The sequence below is a fragment of the Methylophilales bacterium genome (genome assembly GCA_019823025.1).
Taxonomy (GTDB): Bacteria; Pseudomonadota; Gammaproteobacteria; order Burkholderiales; family Methylophilaceae; genus BACL14.
Map to the genome: position 1 here is coordinate 641,294 of CP081940.1, position 15,658 is coordinate 656,951.

Annotated in this window: 23 protein-coding genes; 5 read left to right on the plus strand and 18 right to left on the minus strand. The window is 35.5% G+C overall.

Annotated elements, in window-relative coordinates; translation table 11 throughout:
* The first annotated feature begins 48 nt into the window (after window positions 1-48).
* On the plus strand, window positions 49-837 hold the full coding sequence (gene lgt, locus K6112_03390) for a prolipoprotein diacylglyceryl transferase (protein QZP18395.1): 789 nt from the start codon (window positions 49-51) through the stop codon (window positions 835-837).
* Here lgt and K6112_03395 read toward each other — a convergent pair.
* Genes K6112_03395 through K6112_03405 form a run of 3 tightly spaced genes read right to left on the minus strand, consistent with a single transcriptional unit; the run spans window position 821 to window position 3,710 of the window.
* On the minus strand, window positions 821-1,003 hold the full coding sequence (locus tag K6112_03395) for a YbdD/YjiX family protein (protein QZP18396.1): 183 nt from the start codon (window positions 1,001-1,003) through the stop codon (window positions 821-823). The two genes, lgt and K6112_03395, sit on opposite strands and share 17 nt — an antisense overlap.
* Complete coding sequence (locus tag K6112_03400; protein QZP18397.1) at window positions 996-3,023, minus strand: carbon starvation protein A; 2,028 nt, start codon at window positions 3,021-3,023, stop codon at window positions 996-998. Before K6112_03400 ends, K6112_03395 begins: the two co-directional genes overlap by 8 nt.
* Window positions 3,024-3,710 (minus strand): DUF429 domain-containing protein, encoded by a 687-nt coding sequence (locus K6112_03405; protein QZP18398.1) that lies wholly within the window; start codon window positions 3,708-3,710, stop codon window positions 3,024-3,026.
* A 43-nt stretch (window positions 3,711-3,753) separates the two neighbouring features.
* Here K6112_03405 and coaBC point away from each other — a divergent pair, with 43 nt between their 5' ends.
* From coaBC to rpmG, 4 genes are all read left to right on the plus strand, one after another.
* On the plus strand, window positions 3,754-4,953 hold the full coding sequence (gene coaBC, locus K6112_03410) for a bifunctional phosphopantothenoylcysteine decarboxylase/phosphopantothenate--cysteine ligase CoaBC (GenBank protein QZP18399.1): 1,200 nt from the start codon (window positions 3,754-3,756) through the stop codon (window positions 4,951-4,953).
* A complete protein-coding gene (dut, locus tag K6112_03415) occupies window positions 4,937-5,389 on the plus strand; it encodes a dUTP diphosphatase (protein ID QZP18400.1) in 453 nt (150 codons plus the stop codon). Before coaBC ends, dut begins: the two co-directional genes overlap by 17 nt.
* A gap of 73 nt (window positions 5,390-5,462) precedes the next feature.
* The gene (gene rpmB, locus K6112_03420) at window positions 5,463-5,699 is read left to right on the plus strand and encodes a 50S ribosomal protein L28 (GenBank protein QZP18401.1); all 237 of its coding nucleotides are present in this window, start codon (window positions 5,463-5,465) and stop codon (window positions 5,697-5,699) included.
* Between the two features lie 10 nt (window positions 5,700-5,709).
* A complete protein-coding gene (rpmG, locus tag K6112_03425; protein QZP18402.1) occupies window positions 5,710-5,865 on the plus strand; it encodes a 50S ribosomal protein L33 in 156 nt (51 codons plus the stop codon).
* A gap of 3 nt (window positions 5,866-5,868) precedes the next feature.
* On the opposite strand, the gene K6112_03430 is transcribed toward rpmG, so the two are convergent.
* The 15 genes from K6112_03430 to rplF all read right to left on the minus strand — a co-directional run bounded on the left by K6112_03430 (window position 5,869) and on the right by rplF (window position 15,652).
* The gene (locus K6112_03430; GenBank protein ID QZP18403.1) at window positions 5,869-7,161 is read right to left on the minus strand and encodes a mechanosensitive ion channel; all 1,293 of its coding nucleotides are present in this window, start codon (window positions 7,159-7,161) and stop codon (window positions 5,869-5,871) included.
* A 25-nt stretch (window positions 7,162-7,186) separates the two neighbouring features.
* Complete coding sequence (mgtE, locus tag K6112_03435; GenBank protein QZP18404.1) at window positions 7,187-8,623, minus strand: magnesium transporter; 1,437 nt, start codon at window positions 8,621-8,623, stop codon at window positions 7,187-7,189.
* A 107-nt stretch (window positions 8,624-8,730) separates the two neighbouring features.
* Window positions 8,731-9,261, minus strand: a complete 531-nt coding sequence (gene rplQ / locus K6112_03440) for a 50S ribosomal protein L17 (GenBank protein ID QZP18405.1) — start codon at window positions 9,259-9,261, stop codon at window positions 8,731-8,733.
* A 27-nt stretch (window positions 9,262-9,288) separates the two neighbouring features.
* On the minus strand, window positions 9,289-10,275 hold the full coding sequence (gene rpoA / locus K6112_03445) for a DNA-directed RNA polymerase subunit alpha (GenBank protein ID QZP18406.1): 987 nt from the start codon (window positions 10,273-10,275) through the stop codon (window positions 9,289-9,291).
* A gap of 34 nt (window positions 10,276-10,309) precedes the next feature.
* Window positions 10,310-10,939, minus strand: coding sequence for a 30S ribosomal protein S4 (gene rpsD / locus K6112_03450; protein QZP18407.1), 630 nt, complete (start codon window positions 10,937-10,939; stop codon window positions 10,310-10,312).
* A gap of 37 nt (window positions 10,940-10,976) precedes the next feature.
* Window positions 10,977-11,369, minus strand: a complete 393-nt coding sequence (gene rpsK, locus K6112_03455; protein ID QZP18408.1) for a 30S ribosomal protein S11 — start codon at window positions 11,367-11,369, stop codon at window positions 10,977-10,979.
* 12 nt (window positions 11,370-11,381) lie between these two features.
* Window positions 11,382-11,738, minus strand: coding sequence for a 30S ribosomal protein S13 (gene rpsM / locus K6112_03460; protein ID QZP18409.1), 357 nt, complete (start codon window positions 11,736-11,738; stop codon window positions 11,382-11,384).
* An 83-nt stretch (window positions 11,739-11,821) separates the two neighbouring features.
* The gene (gene rpmJ / locus K6112_03465) at window positions 11,822-11,938 is read right to left on the minus strand and encodes a 50S ribosomal protein L36 (protein ID QZP18410.1); all 117 of its coding nucleotides are present in this window, start codon (window positions 11,936-11,938) and stop codon (window positions 11,822-11,824) included.
* Window positions 11,939-11,964: 26 nt separating this feature from the next.
* Entirely contained in the window at window positions 11,965-12,183 is a 219-nt protein-coding gene (gene infA / locus K6112_03470) for a translation initiation factor IF-1 (GenBank protein QZP18411.1), read from the minus strand.
* Window positions 12,183-13,505, minus strand: a complete 1,323-nt coding sequence (gene secY, locus K6112_03475) for a preprotein translocase subunit SecY (protein QZP18412.1) — start codon at window positions 13,503-13,505, stop codon at window positions 12,183-12,185. Before secY ends, infA begins: the two co-directional genes overlap by 1 nt.
* A 3-nt stretch (window positions 13,506-13,508) precedes the next feature.
* Entirely contained in the window at window positions 13,509-14,012 is a 504-nt protein-coding gene (rplO, locus tag K6112_03480) for a 50S ribosomal protein L15 (GenBank protein ID QZP18413.1), read from the minus strand.
* A complete protein-coding gene (rpmD, locus tag K6112_03485; protein QZP18414.1) occupies window positions 14,009-14,203 on the minus strand; it encodes a 50S ribosomal protein L30 in 195 nt (64 codons plus the stop codon). The genes rplO and rpmD overlap by 4 nt, the downstream gene beginning before the upstream one ends.
* A 2-nt stretch (window positions 14,204-14,205) precedes the next feature.
* Window positions 14,206-14,733: a 30S ribosomal protein S5 gene (gene rpsE, locus K6112_03490; GenBank protein QZP18415.1), complete on the minus strand. Its 528-nt coding sequence runs from the start codon at window positions 14,731-14,733 to the stop codon at window positions 14,206-14,208.
* 21 nt (window positions 14,734-14,754) lie between these two features.
* Window positions 14,755-15,108, minus strand: a complete 354-nt coding sequence (rplR, locus tag K6112_03495) for a 50S ribosomal protein L18 (protein ID QZP18476.1) — start codon at window positions 15,106-15,108, stop codon at window positions 14,755-14,757.
* A 10-nt stretch (window positions 15,109-15,118) separates the two neighbouring features.
* Complete coding sequence (gene rplF, locus K6112_03500) at window positions 15,119-15,652, minus strand: 50S ribosomal protein L6 (protein ID QZP18416.1); 534 nt, start codon at window positions 15,650-15,652, stop codon at window positions 15,119-15,121.
* Window positions 15,653-15,658: the final 6 nt, after the last annotated feature.

Sequence of the window (15,658 nt, forward strand, 5' to 3'; positions counted from 1 at the left end):
CCCTAAATTTTTTAATACATCGCAATTTTAACTTATAATTGCACCTATATGCTGACTCATCCTCAATTTGATCCCATTGCAATTTCAATAGGCCCTTTAGCACTTCATTGGTATGGGCTCATGTACTTCATCGGATTTTTATCTTTTATATACTTTGGTAAAAAACAGGTAAGAGATCAAACGTGGTCTTTAATCGATGAGAAGGTATTGGATGATATGTTTTTTTACGGAGCGCTAGGTGTAATACTTGGTGGAAGATTAGGTTATGTATTGTTTTATCAGCCTACATATTATTTAAATAATCCTGCTGAAATATTTGCTTTTTGGCAAGGGGGTATGTCTTTTCACGGTGGCTTTCTAGGTGTATTAATCGGGATGATGATGATAGCGAGAAAATATCAAATCAGATGGTTAGTCATAACGGATTTTATTGCCCCATTAGTTCCTTTAGGATTAAGTTTTGGTAGGGTTGGTAATTTTATTAATCAAGAGTTATGGGGAAGGCCAACAGATGCCACATGGGGAATGATTTTTCCTGCAGTTGATAATATTACCAGGCACCCCTCTCAACTATATCAATCTTTTTTTGAGGGGCTTGTTCTTTTTTTAATTCTTTGGTTTTACGCAAAAAAACAACGGAGTGTAGGAAAAGTATCTGCATTGTTTTTAATTTTTTATGGATTATTTAGATTCTTGATTGAATTTACAAGGGAGCCTGATGGCCACCTTGGTCTGCTTTATTTAGATTTTTCTATGGGTCAATGGTTATCACTTCCTATGCTGATTCTTGGAATGTTTATGTATTTTAAAGCAACCTCTGTTAGCAACAACGATTAATCTTATTCCATTTCCCCTCTAATTTTGATTTGAAATATTCAGCCCTAGATAAAGGAAAATCTTTTTTATGCTTTTTACAGCTGTTAAAATTTTCGAGGTAAATTTCATAGTCATTATCCCCACTGACTGTCCGTATATATAACCATAATTTTCTAAAACTAAACATTTGATAGCTTTCTTTTACGATTTTTGATGTTAGTTGTTAATACAATCCTGATTACATCAATGATGACTATCCATAAGATAATTACTAAAAATATAGTAATACCCGCATCAAGCTTTAAATTGAAAATAAGTTTTTGTGCGACATCAATTCCGTAATCAGGAATATATCCATTACTTATTTTTTCAGACATTGAGTTAGCTGCTGAAAGAAAACCTATACGAATATCTTCGCTAAATATTTTTTGATAGGCAGCCGAGGTTGTAACTATCATAAGCCACACTAATGGAATAGCTGTAATCCAAGCAAATTTAATCTTATCTGATTTTATCAATATCGCAGTTCCAACGCTTAAAGCAATTGCCGCTAACATTTGATTTGCAATGCCAAACAAAGGCCACAGGATATTTACTCCACCGTTAGGATCAATAACGCCTATGTATAAGAAATAACCCCAACATGAGACTACAATAAAGCTTGTCAAGATTATTGATGGAAGCCAGGAAGTTTGTCCTAACTTAGGGTGAAGATTCCCCAACATATCCTGTAACATGAATCTTCCAACTCTTGTACCAGAATCTAACGTAGTCAATATAAATACAGCTTCAAACATGATGGCAAAGTGATACCACAAAGCGAGCAAATGCTTTCCAAAGGCGTTAGCAAAAATAGTCGCCATTCCAACTGCCAGTGATGGGGCTCCTCCCGTTCTTGCAAATAATGTAGATTCACCAACATCCTTAGCCAATTGGTTCATCTGTTCAACGGTTACCGAATAACCCCATGAATTGATTTTACTGATTATTTCATTTGCCTCTGTGCCAACAATTCCAGCAGGACTATTGATGGCAAAATATATTCCAGGCTCTAAAACGCAAGCCGCTACCATTGCCATAATTGCAACAAATGCCTCAAGAAGCATTCCACCATAACCAATCATCGGAATGTGTCTTTCATTATCTATTAATTTTGGGGTTGTCCCTGATGAGATGAGTGCATGAAACCCAGAAATTGCACCACAAGCAATTGTGATAAAAACAAATGGAAATACACTCCCCCCAAAAATAGGTCCAGATCCATCTATGAATTGAGTAACCGCAGGCATTTTTATATCAGGCTGCATAATTGCGATAGCAATAGCTAGAAAAATAATAGTGCCAAGCTTCACAAAGGTTGATAAATAATCTCTTGGTGCAAGGAGCATCCATATTGGCAAAACTGCTGCGATAAAGCCATAGATAATAAGAGACCATGCCAAGAAAAGACCACTATGATCAAAATAACTTCTCATTGATTCCGAATTATCAATGATGCTCCCCATGTAAACTGCCATTAAAAGCAAAATAACTCCAATAGCAGTCGCTTCTAGAACTCTTCCGGGGCGAATAAATCTCATATAAAAACCAACAAGAATTGCTATTGGAATGGTCGCGACAACCGTTGATGTTGCCCAGGGACTGTTTTTCATTGCATTTACAACTACTAAGCCTAAAACAGCAATTAGGATAATCATGATTACGAAAGTACCAATCATCGAAGCAAAGCCAGCTAGAGCACCCAACTCTTCTTTAGCCATTTGACCCAAACTCTTACCATTTCTTCTAACTGAAAAAAATAAAATAACCATATCTTGAACAGCACCACCCACTACTGCCCCAACTAAAATCCAAATTGTGCCGGGTAGATAACCAAATTGAGCTGCAAGAGTTGGGCCAACAAGGGGTCCTGGTCCAGCGATAGCAGCAAAATGAATGCCAAATAATACCCATTTATTTGTAGGGACAAAATCTTGACCATTACTAAATTTAACTGCGGGAGTCTGCCTTGAGCCATCAATTACGAGTGCCTTTGTTGCAATCCAGGCGGAATAAAATCTATAAGCAACCGTATAAATACATATGGCTGCCGTGATAAACCAGATCGCATTGATAGACTCTTCTCTCTGAAGTGCTATTAATGAAAATGCAAAGGCGCCAAGAAGTGATACAAGTGCCCAAATGATTTTATTTCCAATATTTTTCATTTAGTAATAAATTTTACTTAAAGAAGTTTCTGGTTTTTTTGGAACGTAAGAAGCCATATTAGCAATTATTTTCTGGGTTGACCATAGAACTGCAATAGCATCTAAAATGTCATCATCTGCAACATCGCATCTCTTAAAACTAGCTCTTATTTTCTCAAAATTAAATTTTGGAAATAACTTTTTGACTAGTTTATATCTCATTTTGAACCCTTCATTAGTTTTTTTTCCTAACTCTATTACCCCCATATCATTCATCGACATAAAACTTAACTCAGGATGCACCTCATACAGTTTTATTTTTTTATTTGGTTTACAAAAAATTGTCCTTGCTTCCTTTATTTTGGAGAATAAAAACCATGATTGCTTTGAAATCTTTTTTCCACAAATTGACTCATTAATTTCACATGCATCAGTGTAGTTATCTGAATGCAATGTTTCTAAAGCAGGAGCTGAAAATATCGTAGAGGCTCTTGATTTTAATAAGGTTCTCGCCTCAGCATCTGCCATACGAAATCCTTTTTCATGTATGGCTAATGGAATATCAATTCCAGCTGTCGATTTTTGACTACTTATACTTTCTAAATCATTTAAGTCCTTAATTAGCCTTATACTTAAGTCTCCTTTAGTTCTCTCTTCAGCCACTACCCAGCCGAATTTACATCCATCGATTCCAAAAATATCTTTCATATTTGTTATACTTTCATTCCTAATAAATTATTTTAACTTAACAATGCTTAAAAAAAAGATTCTGCTGGGAGTCACAGGGAGTATAGCTGCTTACAAGGCTGCTGAATTAATTCGACTACTGCGTAAAAATAATTTTTTTGTCCAGGTTGTTTTAACCAAGTCAGCAAAGCAATTTGTTACCCCATTGACCCTTCAAGCCCTTTCTGGGAATCCTGTTTTAGAAAATATGTGGGAACCTACAGAGGGTAACGGAATGGAACATATCAATCTTGCAAGAACTGCAGATTTAATATTAATCGCACCGGCTTCTTGTAACTTCATTGCTAAACTAGCTAATGGTTTAGCAGATGACCTTCTAACCAATCTATGCCTGGCTAGGTCATGCCCACTTCTTGTAGCCCCCGCGATGAACGTTGAAATGTTTAACAATACAGCCACACAAAGAAACATAGAGACAATTAAAAATGATGGCATAGTAATTTCTGGTCCAGATGCAGGTGAGCAGGCTTGCGGTGAAGTTGGTTTTGGAAGGCTAATAAATTTTGAATCGATGATGCTTGATATTAAAAAAATAATAACTCCTCAAATTTTTTCTAATAGGAAAATCTTAATCTCATCTGGTGCTACGCTTGAAAAAATTGATGAAGCTAGAGCTATTACCAATTTAAGCTCTGGTCTAATGGGATTAAATCTTGCAAAAATGGCATATATGATGGGGGCGGAGGTTACTGTTATTTCTGGTCACTCCAATTATGAATTTCCATCCTGCATCAAAACAGCAAAAGCAATGAATCATGATGAGATGAGTGATTCTATTACTTCTCATATTGAAAAAAATGATATCTACATTAGCGCTGCCGCTATATCTGACTATAAGCCAAATTACACAGAAGGTAAGATAAAGAAAAAAAGTAAAAATATTTCCCTAGAACTTAAAAAAACTAAGGATATTCTCAGTCACATAGGAAAAGATTTTAGTCATAAGATAGTTGTTGGATTTGCTGCTGAATCTGAAAATTTAATTGAGAATGCAAAAAATAAACTTGTATCAAAAAATTTAGACATTATTGTCGGCAATGAAATTAAACATTCAATGGGGAAAACAAGAGCTAAGATGGTTATTATCGATCAATATGAAGAAAGGTATCTACCTGAGGCTGACAAAGAGGAACAAAGTAGAATTATCTTAGAACATATATTTAAATTTTTCATGAGAGTAAAGGCGCATGACACTATCAATTGACTTTAAAATTCTTAATCCATTAATAAGAGATCATATCCCAACTTATGCATCAGAAGGCTCTGCAGGACTGGATCTACGAGCGTGTATAGATGATCCTGTAGTTATTAATCCAGGAAAAACAGAGCTGATTCCCACAGGTATCTCAATTTTTATTCAAGACCCAGGATATGCAGGACTCATACTGCCAAGGTCAGGGCTTGGGCATAAGCATGGGATAGTTCTTGGTAACCTAGTTGGATTAATTGACTCAGATTATCAAGGTGAATTATTCATCTCTACATGGAACAGAGGTTCATCATCATTTACCATAAACTCTCTGGATAGAATTGCACAGCTTGTGATAGTTCCAGTATCACAAGCAACATTTAATTTGGTTTCAGACTATTCCAAAAGTGATCGTGGAGATGGTGGTTTCGGAAGCACCGGAAAGTCGTAAAAAAGACTTGATATGACGCCTAATTCTATGGATAATAAACCTCTTTTGCGAATTTGAACAATCGAGGTTAGATATGGCTAGAGTATGTGATGTAACAGGGAAGAAAACGACAACAGGGAACAACGTTTCTCATGCTAAGAATAGAACGCGTCGAAAATTTCTCCCCAATCTTCAAAGTCGTAAATTTTGGGTTGAAAGTGAGAACCGTTGGGTCTCTATGAAAATATCTGGAGCAGCGCTCAGAACTATTGATAAGCTTGGGATTGATGAAGTTCTTAAAAGAATGCGTGCAGATGGTAAAAAGGTTTAAGGAGTAAATTATGAGAGAAAAAATAAGATTAGATTCGTCAGCAGGTACTGGACATTTTTATACAACGACAAAAAATAAAAGAACCATGACTGAAAAGTTCGAAATCAAGAAATTTGATCCTACTATTCGTAAACACGTTATCTACAAAGAAAATAAGATAAAATAATTTTTATTTTTTCGTAATCGACACTCTGTGTGGGTAAGGTATTTCTATATTATTACTCTTGAACTCTTCAAAAATAGCCCTATAAATATCCGATTTTAACTCTAAAAAACCTTTGTCAGGGTCAACGACGAAGCAAGCAATGTGTAAATTAATCCCGCTATCAGCAAATTCTTTTACAAATACATTTGGTTTTGGATCTTGGATTACTCTTTCTTCTGCGTGGCACACTTTCAAAATGACTTCCATTGCCTTATCAATAGACGACTCATAGCTTATTTGTAGGTCTAAGGGTATTTTAACAGTCGTATTTGAGAAAGTGAGGTTTGTAATTTCACTAGTTAATAATTGTTCATTAGGTATAAGAACTTCTATACCATCTAGTCTCCTAATAGCGGTATAACGTGATTTTATTGCAGTTACCCTTCCATATTCACCACTAACATCAATCATATCGCCAACCCTAATGGATTCATCACTGAGAAGTAAAAACCCACTTATATAATTAGCAGCCACCTTTTGAAAACCAAAAGCTAAACCTAAACCAAAAGCTCCACCAAAAATTGTTAAAAATGATAAATCAATTCCTAAAACATTTAGAACTGTAATAATTGCAAGAATATAAAGTAAAATCTTGAGTATTTTTATGACAACAATTCTTTGATTTGCTCTAAAGCTTTTAGATTTTATATTCATTACTCTATTTTCAATAAATCTTGCGATCGTCATTGCAAATAAAACTGCAATAAATATCCCCAGGATAGTCTCAACAATTAAAAGCATTGTGATGCTTTCTTCGGCAATGACAAATTTTATAGAATCAAGTCGATCTTGGATTTGTTTTAAAACACCAAATTGAAAGGCCAAATAACTTGTGACCAAAATTCCAGCAAATATATTTTCAAAAGGTCGAAGCCATGGTCCTGGTTTTAAGATATATCTTGTAAATATTATTGCTAATCTGACAAATATAAGGATTACTAGTACACTATTTGCAAAATATAATAACCTCCATTGGAGATCTCCCTCCCTTAAAAAAAACATAGCGCTGAAAAGTATTGAAAGCATGAAAGCTGGCCTGAATAACTTAAAAATATCTTTAAGGTTATTTTGATTATCTACTATATATTTTCTACTTAATCTTCTCCTAATCAGGTACTCTGCAAAAAAAGCTGTACCGATTACCAAGAATACTAATAATAATTGTGAAATAAATCCCCAACTCATCAAAGTTTCTAAAGTGAAATTATTTTTTAGATAAAATAAGTTGCTTTGCATTTGTGTATATTCTAAATTCATTTTTTATCAACTTTTAAAAAAATATTTACGTTAAAACCAAGGTTGCAAGTCCAAGGAATATAAAAAAACCTCCGCTATCTGTCATTGCAGTTATTAAAACACTTGAGCCAACTGCGGGATCTTTACCTAAGCGATGCATTAAAAGTGGCATTAAAACCCCCATAATCGCTGCGAGTATAAGGTTTAAAACCATAGCACTCGCCATTACAAAACCTAAATCAGCATTATTATATAAATAAAATGCGAATAAACCTACAATTGATCCCCATATCAACCCATTTAAAAGCGCCACACTTATCTCTTTATACAATAAGGATCGTATGCTTGATTGGGTTAATTGTCCTATCGCTAACGCCCTTACTATCATGGCCGTTGTTTGATTTCCTGAATTTCCACCAATACTTGCAATAATTGGCATGAGCGCCGCTAAGGCAACAACTTTCTCAATAGAGCCTTCGAAAATACCAATCACTCTTGATGCTATAAACGCCGTTAATAGATTTATTGCCAACCATGCCCATCGGTTTTGAACTGATTTCCATATTGAAGAAAAAATGTCTTCTTCTTCCCTCAATCCAGCCATAGAAAATTTTTCATTATCAGATTCTTGTCTAATAAAATCCATTACAGCTTCAACAGTCAACCTACCAACTAATTTTTTATTTTCATCAACCACAGGAGCCGTAACTAAATCATATCTTTCAAAAGCGTTTGAAGCTTCATCAGCTAAATCTTCTGGCTTAAACAAAACTACCTCTTTTGCCATAATATTTTTAACTATTGTTGTTGGAGCATTAACAATTATTCTTTCTAATGGCAAAACTCCCAAAATTAAACCATCTTTATCAACAACAAATAATTTATCAGTATGGTTTGGCAGCTTCTTAATTTTTCTTAAATAATTTAAAACTACCTCTAAAGTTAAATCTTCTCTAATAGTTGTTATCTCAAATTCCATTAAGCTACCTACAGAATCTTCTGGGTACGATAATGCTGACTGAAGTCTCTCTCTATTTTGAATATCTAAATTTTCTAGTAAGTCTTTCAAGACTTCTTCAGGTAAATCTGGTGCAATGTCTGCAATCTCATCTGTATCAAGTTGCTCTGCAGCCGCTAACAACTCTGTACTATCCATATCGGCTATAAGGGTTTGACGCACAGAATCAGATACCTCAATTAGGATATCACCTTCATTTTCACTCTTAACTAAATCCCATAAAACTAAACGTTTTTGGACTGGCAATGACTCAAGAATATCTGCAATATCAGCGGGATGAAGATCATCTAGTAAGCTTTCGAGTGAGCTTATATTTTTTTTGCTGACAAGATTTTTAATTAATGCATGCTTCTCATCCACTGAGTTATCATTAGAATTTTCAGAAAACTCAGAACTCTCTAATAGTTCATCAATTTGATCTATCAGATCGTTCAAACTTTCTTTTCTTTCGATATTATTTTTCATAATTTTAGGTGGATGAAATCATGTACTTATTATAAGTACTTATACTTAAAATAAACAAAAAAAAACCAGCTTTAAGCTGGTTTTTTAAAATAAAACTATTATCTAGCCTATGCTTTTTTTGCCGCAGGCTTTTTAGTTTCTGCTTTTTTTGCCGCAGGCTTTTTAGTTTCTGCTTTTTTTGCCGCAGGCTTTTTAGTTTCTTCTATTGGTGTAACGTCAATAGGATTATTTATGTTCGCTGAATCTAGTTTTTTCTCTTCAGGAGTCTCTTCTTTTTTAATTGGTCTTTCCACAAGCTCAACATATGCCATTGGAGCGTTGTCGCCTTTTCTAAAACCACATTTAAGAATTCTTAAGTATCCACCTGCTCTTTTGCTATATCTAGGACCTAACTCACTAAATAATTTTCCTACAATCTCTCTATCTCTTAATCGACTGAAAGCTAATCTTTTATTGTGAACACTAGTCTCTTTAGCGAGAGTAATCATTGGTTCAGCATACTTCCTTAATTCTTTAGCTTTTGGAAGGGTAGTTCTAATTAGCTCATGTTTAAATAATGAAACAACCATATTCTTAAACATAGCCTTTCTATGACTACTCGTTCTATTTAACTTTCTATGTGCCTTACCATGTCGCATGTTATTACTCCAAAACTATTTTTTAATTTATACTTTTTCGACGCCTTCATCTGGCCAGTTTTCAACTGTCATACCAAGTGTTAAGCCTTTTGATGAAAGGATGTCTTTAATTTCATTTAAGGATTTTCTTCCTAAATTAGGAGCTTTTAATAAATCACTTTCGTTTCTTTGAACCAGGTCACCAATGTAATAAATACTTTCAGCCTTAAGACAGTTAGCAGACCTAACAGTTAATTCTAAATCATCAACAGGTCTTAATAAGACTGGATCTATAACTGGTGCCTCTTTAACCTCCACCTCACTTAATTCACTTTCTAAATTCGCGAAAACAGATAATTGACCACGTAAAATAAATGCTGCATCCCTTATCGCTTCCTCTGCATCAACAACGCCATTTGTTTCTACGTCTAAAATAAGTTTATCTAAATCTGTTCTTTGCTCAACACGAGCGCTTTCAACGAAATAACTTACTTTATCTATAGGGCTAAAAGAAGCATCTATTCCTATAAACCCTAATTCTGTTCCTTTTTCTTGACCTTTGTTTCTCACTGGTACTGCCTGATAACCTCTTCCCATTTCGACTCGAGCTTCGATATCTATCTTCCCGCCTTTGTTTAAATGTGCGATAACAAGTTCAGGATTTTTAATCTCAACATCATGCCCTACATCAAAGTCACCAGCAGTTACTTCCCCTTCTACATCTTTTTTGAGAGAGATGGTAGCACTTGTATTATTATGAATTCTTAATGCAACTTTCTTGAGATTCAACAGAATGTCTACTACGTCCTCTTGGACCCCATCAATTGTAGAATATTCATGAACAACGGAATCAATTTTTACTTCAGTAATTGCATATCCTGGTATTGAAGATAAAAGCACTCTTCTAAGAGCGTTTCCTAATGTATGTCCAAAACCTCTTTCCATGGGCTCAAGCGTAACCTTAGCTCTATTAGGTGATTTAATATCAACATCAACAATTTTTGGTTTTAAATATTCTGTAGGGCTGATTTCCATAGTTATCCTTATTTAAATTTTTAGACTAGATTTTTTATTTAGAGTAAAGCTCTACAACAAGCGACTCATTTATAGTAGAAGGTAAATCATCCCTCTCTGGTCTATTTTTAAATATTCCAGTTAATTTTTTTACATCGACTTCAAGCCATTCTGGTAAACCTCTCTCATCAGCAGCTTCTAATGCAGATTTAATTCTTAATTGATCTTTAGATTGATCAGCAACACTAATACTGTCACCTGGTTGAACTTGGTATGAAGGGATATTCACCCTTTTTCCATTAACTAGAATACTATTGTGTCTTACAATTTGTCTGGCCTCTGTTCGAGATCCACCTAGACCCATTTTATAGGCAACATTATCCAGTCTAGATTCCAACATTTGTAAAAGGTTTTCACCTGTAATTCCTTTTTTTCTATCGGCTTCTGCATAATAACTTCTAAACTGCTTCTCCAATACACCATAAATTCTTCTTAATTTTTGTTTTTCTCTAAGTTGAACTCCGTAATCTGAAAGTCTAGATGACCTTCTCTGTCCGTGTTGACCCGGAGGATAATTTCTTTTTTCAATTGCACATTTTTCAGTAAAGCACTTCTCAGCTTTTAGAAAAAGTTTCTCACCTTCTCTTCTACATTGACGACATTTGGGGTCTAGATTTCTAGCCAAGTTATTCTCCTATAGCTCTCTAACGTTTAACATTTAATTAAATTCTTCTCTTTTTTGGGGGTCTACATCCATTATGTGGTACTGGCGTAATATCTTGGATGCTTGTAATTTTTAATCCTACTGAATTAAGCGCTCTCACAGAAGACTCTCTTCCAGGTCCAGGCCCTTTAATTCTTACTTCAATATTTTTTACTCCGTATTCTTGAGCAGCTTTACCAGCAGCCTCTGCTGCTACTTGCGCAGCAAACGGGGTACTTTTTCTTGACCCTTTAAAACCTGCTCCACCAGAGGTAGCCCATGAAAGAGCATTGCCTTGTCTGTCTGTGATTGTAATTATTGTATTGTTAAAAGAAGCGTGAACGTGAGCTATCCCCTCTGAGACATTCTTTTTAACTTTTTTCTTTACACGAACGGTTTTATCAACTGCCATAAATATTATCCTTTATTTCCTAATAGCCCTGATTGGGCCTTTTCTTGTTCTTGCATTATTCTTTGTATTTTGACCTCTTACTGGAAGACCTCTTCTATGTCTTTGCCCTCTGTAACAACCAAGGTCCATCAATCTTTTGATATTCATGGTTACTTCTCTTCGAAGATCACCTTCGACTTCATAACCACCAATATGGTCTCTTAATTTCTCAAGATCAGCATCTGACAAATCTTTTATTTTTGTTGTAGCTGTAATACCAGTAGCATCACAAATTTTCTTAGCTGTGACTCTACCAATACCATATATAGCTGTTAAAGCTATTTCAGTATGTTTATTATCAGATACATTTACTCCAGCAATACGGGCCATACAAAACTCCTAATATATAAGGGCTAAAGATTTATCAAAGCCCGAAATTATAACTATTTTTTTGTTATTTAACAACGTAAAAATTATCCTTGCCTTTGTTTGTGGCGTTGATCTTTTTTACAAATTACCCTCACTACACCGTTTCGTCTTACAACTTTACAGTTAATACACATTGGCTTTACTGATGCTCTTACTTTCATAATATATGCCCTCTCGAAAATCTAATTTACTTTGCTCTAAATGTAATTCTGCCTTTACTTAAGTCATATGGGGATATCTCTACCGTTACAGTATCTCCCGGCAAAATTCTTATATAATTCATTCTCATCTTTCCTGATATATAACCTAACACAACATGATCGTTCTCAAGCTTAACCTTGAATGTTGCATTTGGAAGGTTTTCTAAAACCTCTCCTTCCATTTCTATAATATCTTCTTTAGCCATTAAAGCCTTCCACCTGACCCACCTTTAAAGTTTGCTTTCTTAAGGAGCCCTTCATACTGGTAGGACATCATTTGTGACTGAACCTGGGTCATGAAATCCATAGTTACCACAACAATAATAAGGAGTGATGTTCCCCCAAAATAAAATGGTGTATTAAATTTCAAGATTAATAATTCTGGAAGTAAACAAACTAAGGTTATGTAAATTGAACCGATAAGCGTTAAACGTCCCATAATTGTGTCTATATATTTAGCTGTTTGTTCGCCAGGCCTTATCCCAGGAACAAAAGCCCCACCTTTTTTTAAATTGTCTGCGGTCTCAGCAGGGTTAAAAGTAATGGCTGTATAAAAGTATGAGAAAAATATGATAGCTACAGCAAACATAATAATATAAATTGGTTGCCCAGGTGAAATCGCAGCGCTAATGTCTTTCAGCCAATAAAGGCTCTCCCCGGATCCAAACCAACCTGCAATGGTTGCTGGAAACAAGATTACGCTTGACGCAAAAATTGCTGGTATGACGCCTGCTTGATTTATCTTAAGAGGTAAATGAGATGATTGCCCACCATACATCTTATTTCCAACTTGCCTCTTTGCATAATTAATTGTGATTCTTCTCTGCCCTCTTTCAACAAATACAACTATTGCAGTAACTAGAACAACAGCGACTAGCAAGAAGAACACTAGGGGAATAGAAAAAGCTCCCGTTCTTGTAAGTTCGAGGGTATTTCCTAATGCACTTGGAAGCCCAGCCACGATACCCGCAAAAATTATCATTGATATACCATTACCAATGCCTCGTTCTGTAATTTGCTCTCCCAACCAAACTAAAAACATCGTTCCACTCACAAGAGTTATAACTGAGGTTAATCTGAAGGCTAAACCAGGATCAAGAACAAGACCCGGCTGTGCTTCTAGTGCAACCGTAATACCAAGCGCCTGAAAAGCAGCTAATACAACAGTTCCTTGACGAGTATATTGCGTTATTATCCTCTGTCCTGACTGTCCTTCTTTCTTTAACTCTTTCAATTTTTCTGACATAGAGGTGAGGAGTGTCATTATGATTGAAGCTGAGATATAAGGCATAATACCTAGTGCAAAAACAGTAAATCTACTTAATGCTCCCCCAGAAAACATATTGAACATTCCAAGAATTCCGCCACTTTGTGAATCAAATAATTTTTTTAACTCAAAAGGGTCTATGCCGGGTACAGGAATGTGTGAACCTAACCGAAAAATAATTAAAGCGCCAAGCAAAAATAGAAGGCGGCTTTTTAGTTCGCCCATTTTGCTTAACTGCCCTAGTGTAGAGTTTTCAGCCAAAATTTACTTCGATTTTTTTGTAGGTTTATCTTTAACTAGATCTTTCTTTTCTGCTTTAGGATTCGTGGTTACAACTTCCTCGACCTTTCCACCCGCGTCTTTTACAGCTTTCAAAGCACCCTTTGTTATACCAATACCTTGTATTGTTAATTTTTTGGTAACTTCGCCTGAAAGAAATATTTTGGCATTTAAAGACATATTAGGTATTAAGTTTGCTGCCTTTAAAGAAAGTAGATCAACAATACCATTATCAAGTTTATTTAATTCGCTTGTTCTTACTTTTGCATTGTAGGGCTTAGACATAGATCTAAAACCTCTTTTTGGTAGTCTTCTTTGAATAGGCATTTGCCCACCTTCAAAGCCTACTTTATGAAAGCCACCTGCTCTAGATTTTTGGCCTTTATGGCCACGCCCTGCAGTTTTTCCAAACCCTGAACCAATTCCTCGACCAACTCGCCTTACTTCTTTTTTTGAGCCATCTGAAGGCTTAATAGTATTTAATCTCATGCTGAAACCTCTTCTACCTTAAGTAAGTAATTTACTGCATTTATCATCCCTCTTATTGCAGGGGTATCTTCTAACTCAACACTATGACGCATTCTTCTTAATCCAAGACCTTTTACTGTAGCTTTATGTGCTACAGACTTATGGATAGGACTTTTTATAAGGGTCACTTTAATTTTTTTTCCTTTAGCCATAACTAACCTCTAATCTCTTCTATTGTTTTACCTCTTTTCGCTGCAATGTCTGCTGGCGTATTCATAGATGATAATCCGTTCAATGTTGCTCTAACTACATTGTAGGGATTTGCTGATCCTATACATTTCGCTAAAATATCTGTGATTCCCATAACTTCAAATATTGCTCTCATTGCGCCACCAGCAATAATTCCTGTTCCTTGTGATGCGGGAAGAATAGTCACTTTTGCAGCTCCATGCCTTCCGGTTACTGAGTGATATAAAGTACCGTTGTTAAGCTTTACTTTGATCATACCTCTCTTTGCTTCATCCATCGCTTTTTGAACGGCAAGTGGAACCTCTCTCGCTTTACCTTTACCCATGCCAACAGCACCATCACCATCTCCGACAACGCTTAATGCAGCAAAACTCATGATACGACCGCCCTTAACAACCTTGGTCACACGATTTACATTTATCATCTTTTCTCTTAGGCCATCAGTTTGTCCTTTGTCTTGATTGCCCGTGTTGTTATTTTTATTTTGTGCCATTTTTTGTACCGTTCCTAAGTTTTAGAATGTTAACCCGTTTTCTCTTGCAGAGTCCGCCAAAGCCTTAACTCGACCATGATACCTATAACCTGATCTATCAAAAGCAACAACCTTAACACCGGCTTTTATTGCCTTATCAGCTATTCTCTTTCCTATTTCTGTTGCAGCATTTGTATCACTTGTATTCTTTAGTTTTTTCTTCACATCAGCCTCTACCGTTGATGCTGAAGCAATAATTTTATTTGTTTTACCGTCAATAACTTGCGCATAAATATTTGCGTTTGACCTATGTATTGATAACCTTGTTTTACCTAAATAAGCCATGTTCGCTCTAGATTTTGTTGCCCTTCTAATTCTTGCATTATTTTTTGTCATCATCTATTCCTTATGCTTTTTTAGCTTCTTTCATTACCACATACTCATCCACGTAACGAACACCCTTACCTTTATAAGGCTCTGGTGGTCTATACGCTCTAATTTCTGCAGCTACTTGACCTACCACTTGTTTGTCTGAGCTTTTTAAAATAATTTCAGTTTGTGAGGGTGTTTGCGCAGTCACACCATCTGGGAGTGCATGGCTGATTGAATGTGAAAAACCAAGCTCAAGGTTTATTTTATTCCCTTGTGCTTGTGCTTTATAACCAACCCCGATTAATTGGAGTTTTTTTTCAAAACCTACCGAAACGCCTAGCACCATATTGTTGACTAACGCTCGAATCGTACCTGACATCGCTAACGAATGTTTAGTTGATTCTTTCGCTGAGAACAATAAACTATTTTCTTCTTTCTTAATCTCAACTTGACCTTTTAGCTCCTGTCTCATTTCGCCTAAAGGACCTTTAATTAATACATTGTCATCCGATATCGTAACTTCTACCTTTTCGGGAACAACTACTGGGTTATTTGCAACTCTAGACATGTTTTC

Excerpts from the sequence above, each read along its gene's own strand:
- coaBC (QZP18399.1), top strand. The coding sequence starts at position 3,754 with ATGCTTAAAAAAAAGATTCTGCTGGGAGTCACAGGGAGTATAGCTGCT.
- infA (QZP18411.1), bottom strand. The coding sequence starts at position 12,183 with ATGGCTAAAGAAGATATTATAGAAATGGAAGGAGAGGTTTTAGAAAAC.
- rpsE (QZP18415.1), bottom strand. The coding sequence starts at position 14,733 with ATGGCACAAAATAAAAATAACAACACGGGCAATCAAGACAAAGGACAA.
- rpsK (QZP18408.1), bottom strand. The coding sequence starts at position 11,369 with ATGGCAGTTGATAAAACCGTTCGTGTAAAGAAAAAAGTTAAAAAGAAT.
- rplR (QZP18476.1), bottom strand. The coding sequence starts at position 15,108 with ATGACAAAAAATAATGCAAGAATTAGAAGGGCAACAAAATCTAGAGCG.
- lgt (QZP18395.1), top strand. The coding sequence starts at position 49 with ATGCTGACTCATCCTCAATTTGATCCCATTGCAATTTCAATAGGCCCT.
- K6112_03395 (QZP18396.1), bottom strand. The coding sequence starts at position 1,003 with ATGTTTAGTTTTAGAAAATTATGGTTATATATACGGACAGTCAGTGGG.
- rpmD (QZP18414.1), bottom strand. The coding sequence starts at position 14,203 with ATGGCTAAAGGAAAAAAAATTAAAGTGACCCTTATAAAAAGTCCTATC.
- rpmB (QZP18401.1), top strand. The coding sequence starts at position 5,463 with ATGGCTAGAGTATGTGATGTAACAGGGAAGAAAACGACAACAGGGAAC.
- mgtE (QZP18404.1), bottom strand. The coding sequence starts at position 8,623 with ATGAAAAATAATATCGAAAGAAAAGAAAGTTTGAACGATCTGATAGAT.
- rplO (QZP18413.1), bottom strand. The coding sequence starts at position 14,012 with ATGAGATTAAATACTATTAAGCCTTCAGATGGCTCAAAAAAAGAAGTA.
- rplQ (QZP18405.1), bottom strand. The coding sequence starts at position 9,261 with ATGCGACATGGTAAGGCACATAGAAAGTTAAATAGAACGAGTAGTCAT.
- rplF (QZP18416.1), bottom strand. The coding sequence starts at position 15,652 with ATGTCTAGAGTTGCAAATAACCCAGTAGTTGTTCCCGAAAAGGTAGAA.
- rpsM (QZP18409.1), bottom strand. The coding sequence starts at position 11,738 with ATGGCCCGTATTGCTGGAGTAAATGTATCTGATAATAAACATACTGAA.
- dut (QZP18400.1), top strand. The coding sequence starts at position 4,937 with ATGACACTATCAATTGACTTTAAAATTCTTAATCCATTAATAAGAGAT.
- rpmG (QZP18402.1), top strand. The coding sequence starts at position 5,710 with ATGAGAGAAAAAATAAGATTAGATTCGTCAGCAGGTACTGGACATTTT.
- rpmJ (QZP18410.1), bottom strand. The coding sequence starts at position 11,938 with ATGAAAGTAAGAGCATCAGTAAAGCCAATGTGTATTAACTGTAAAGTT.
- rpoA (QZP18406.1), bottom strand. The coding sequence starts at position 10,275 with ATGGAAATCAGCCCTACAGAATATTTAAAACCAAAAATTGTTGATGTT.
- K6112_03400 (QZP18397.1), bottom strand. The coding sequence starts at position 3,023 with ATGAAAAATATTGGAAATAAAATCATTTGGGCACTTGTATCACTTCTT.
- K6112_03405 (QZP18398.1), bottom strand. The coding sequence starts at position 3,710 with ATGAAAGATATTTTTGGAATCGATGGATGTAAATTCGGCTGGGTAGTG.
- K6112_03430 (QZP18403.1), bottom strand. The coding sequence starts at position 7,161 with ATGAATTTAGAATATACACAAATGCAAAGCAACTTATTTTATCTAAAA.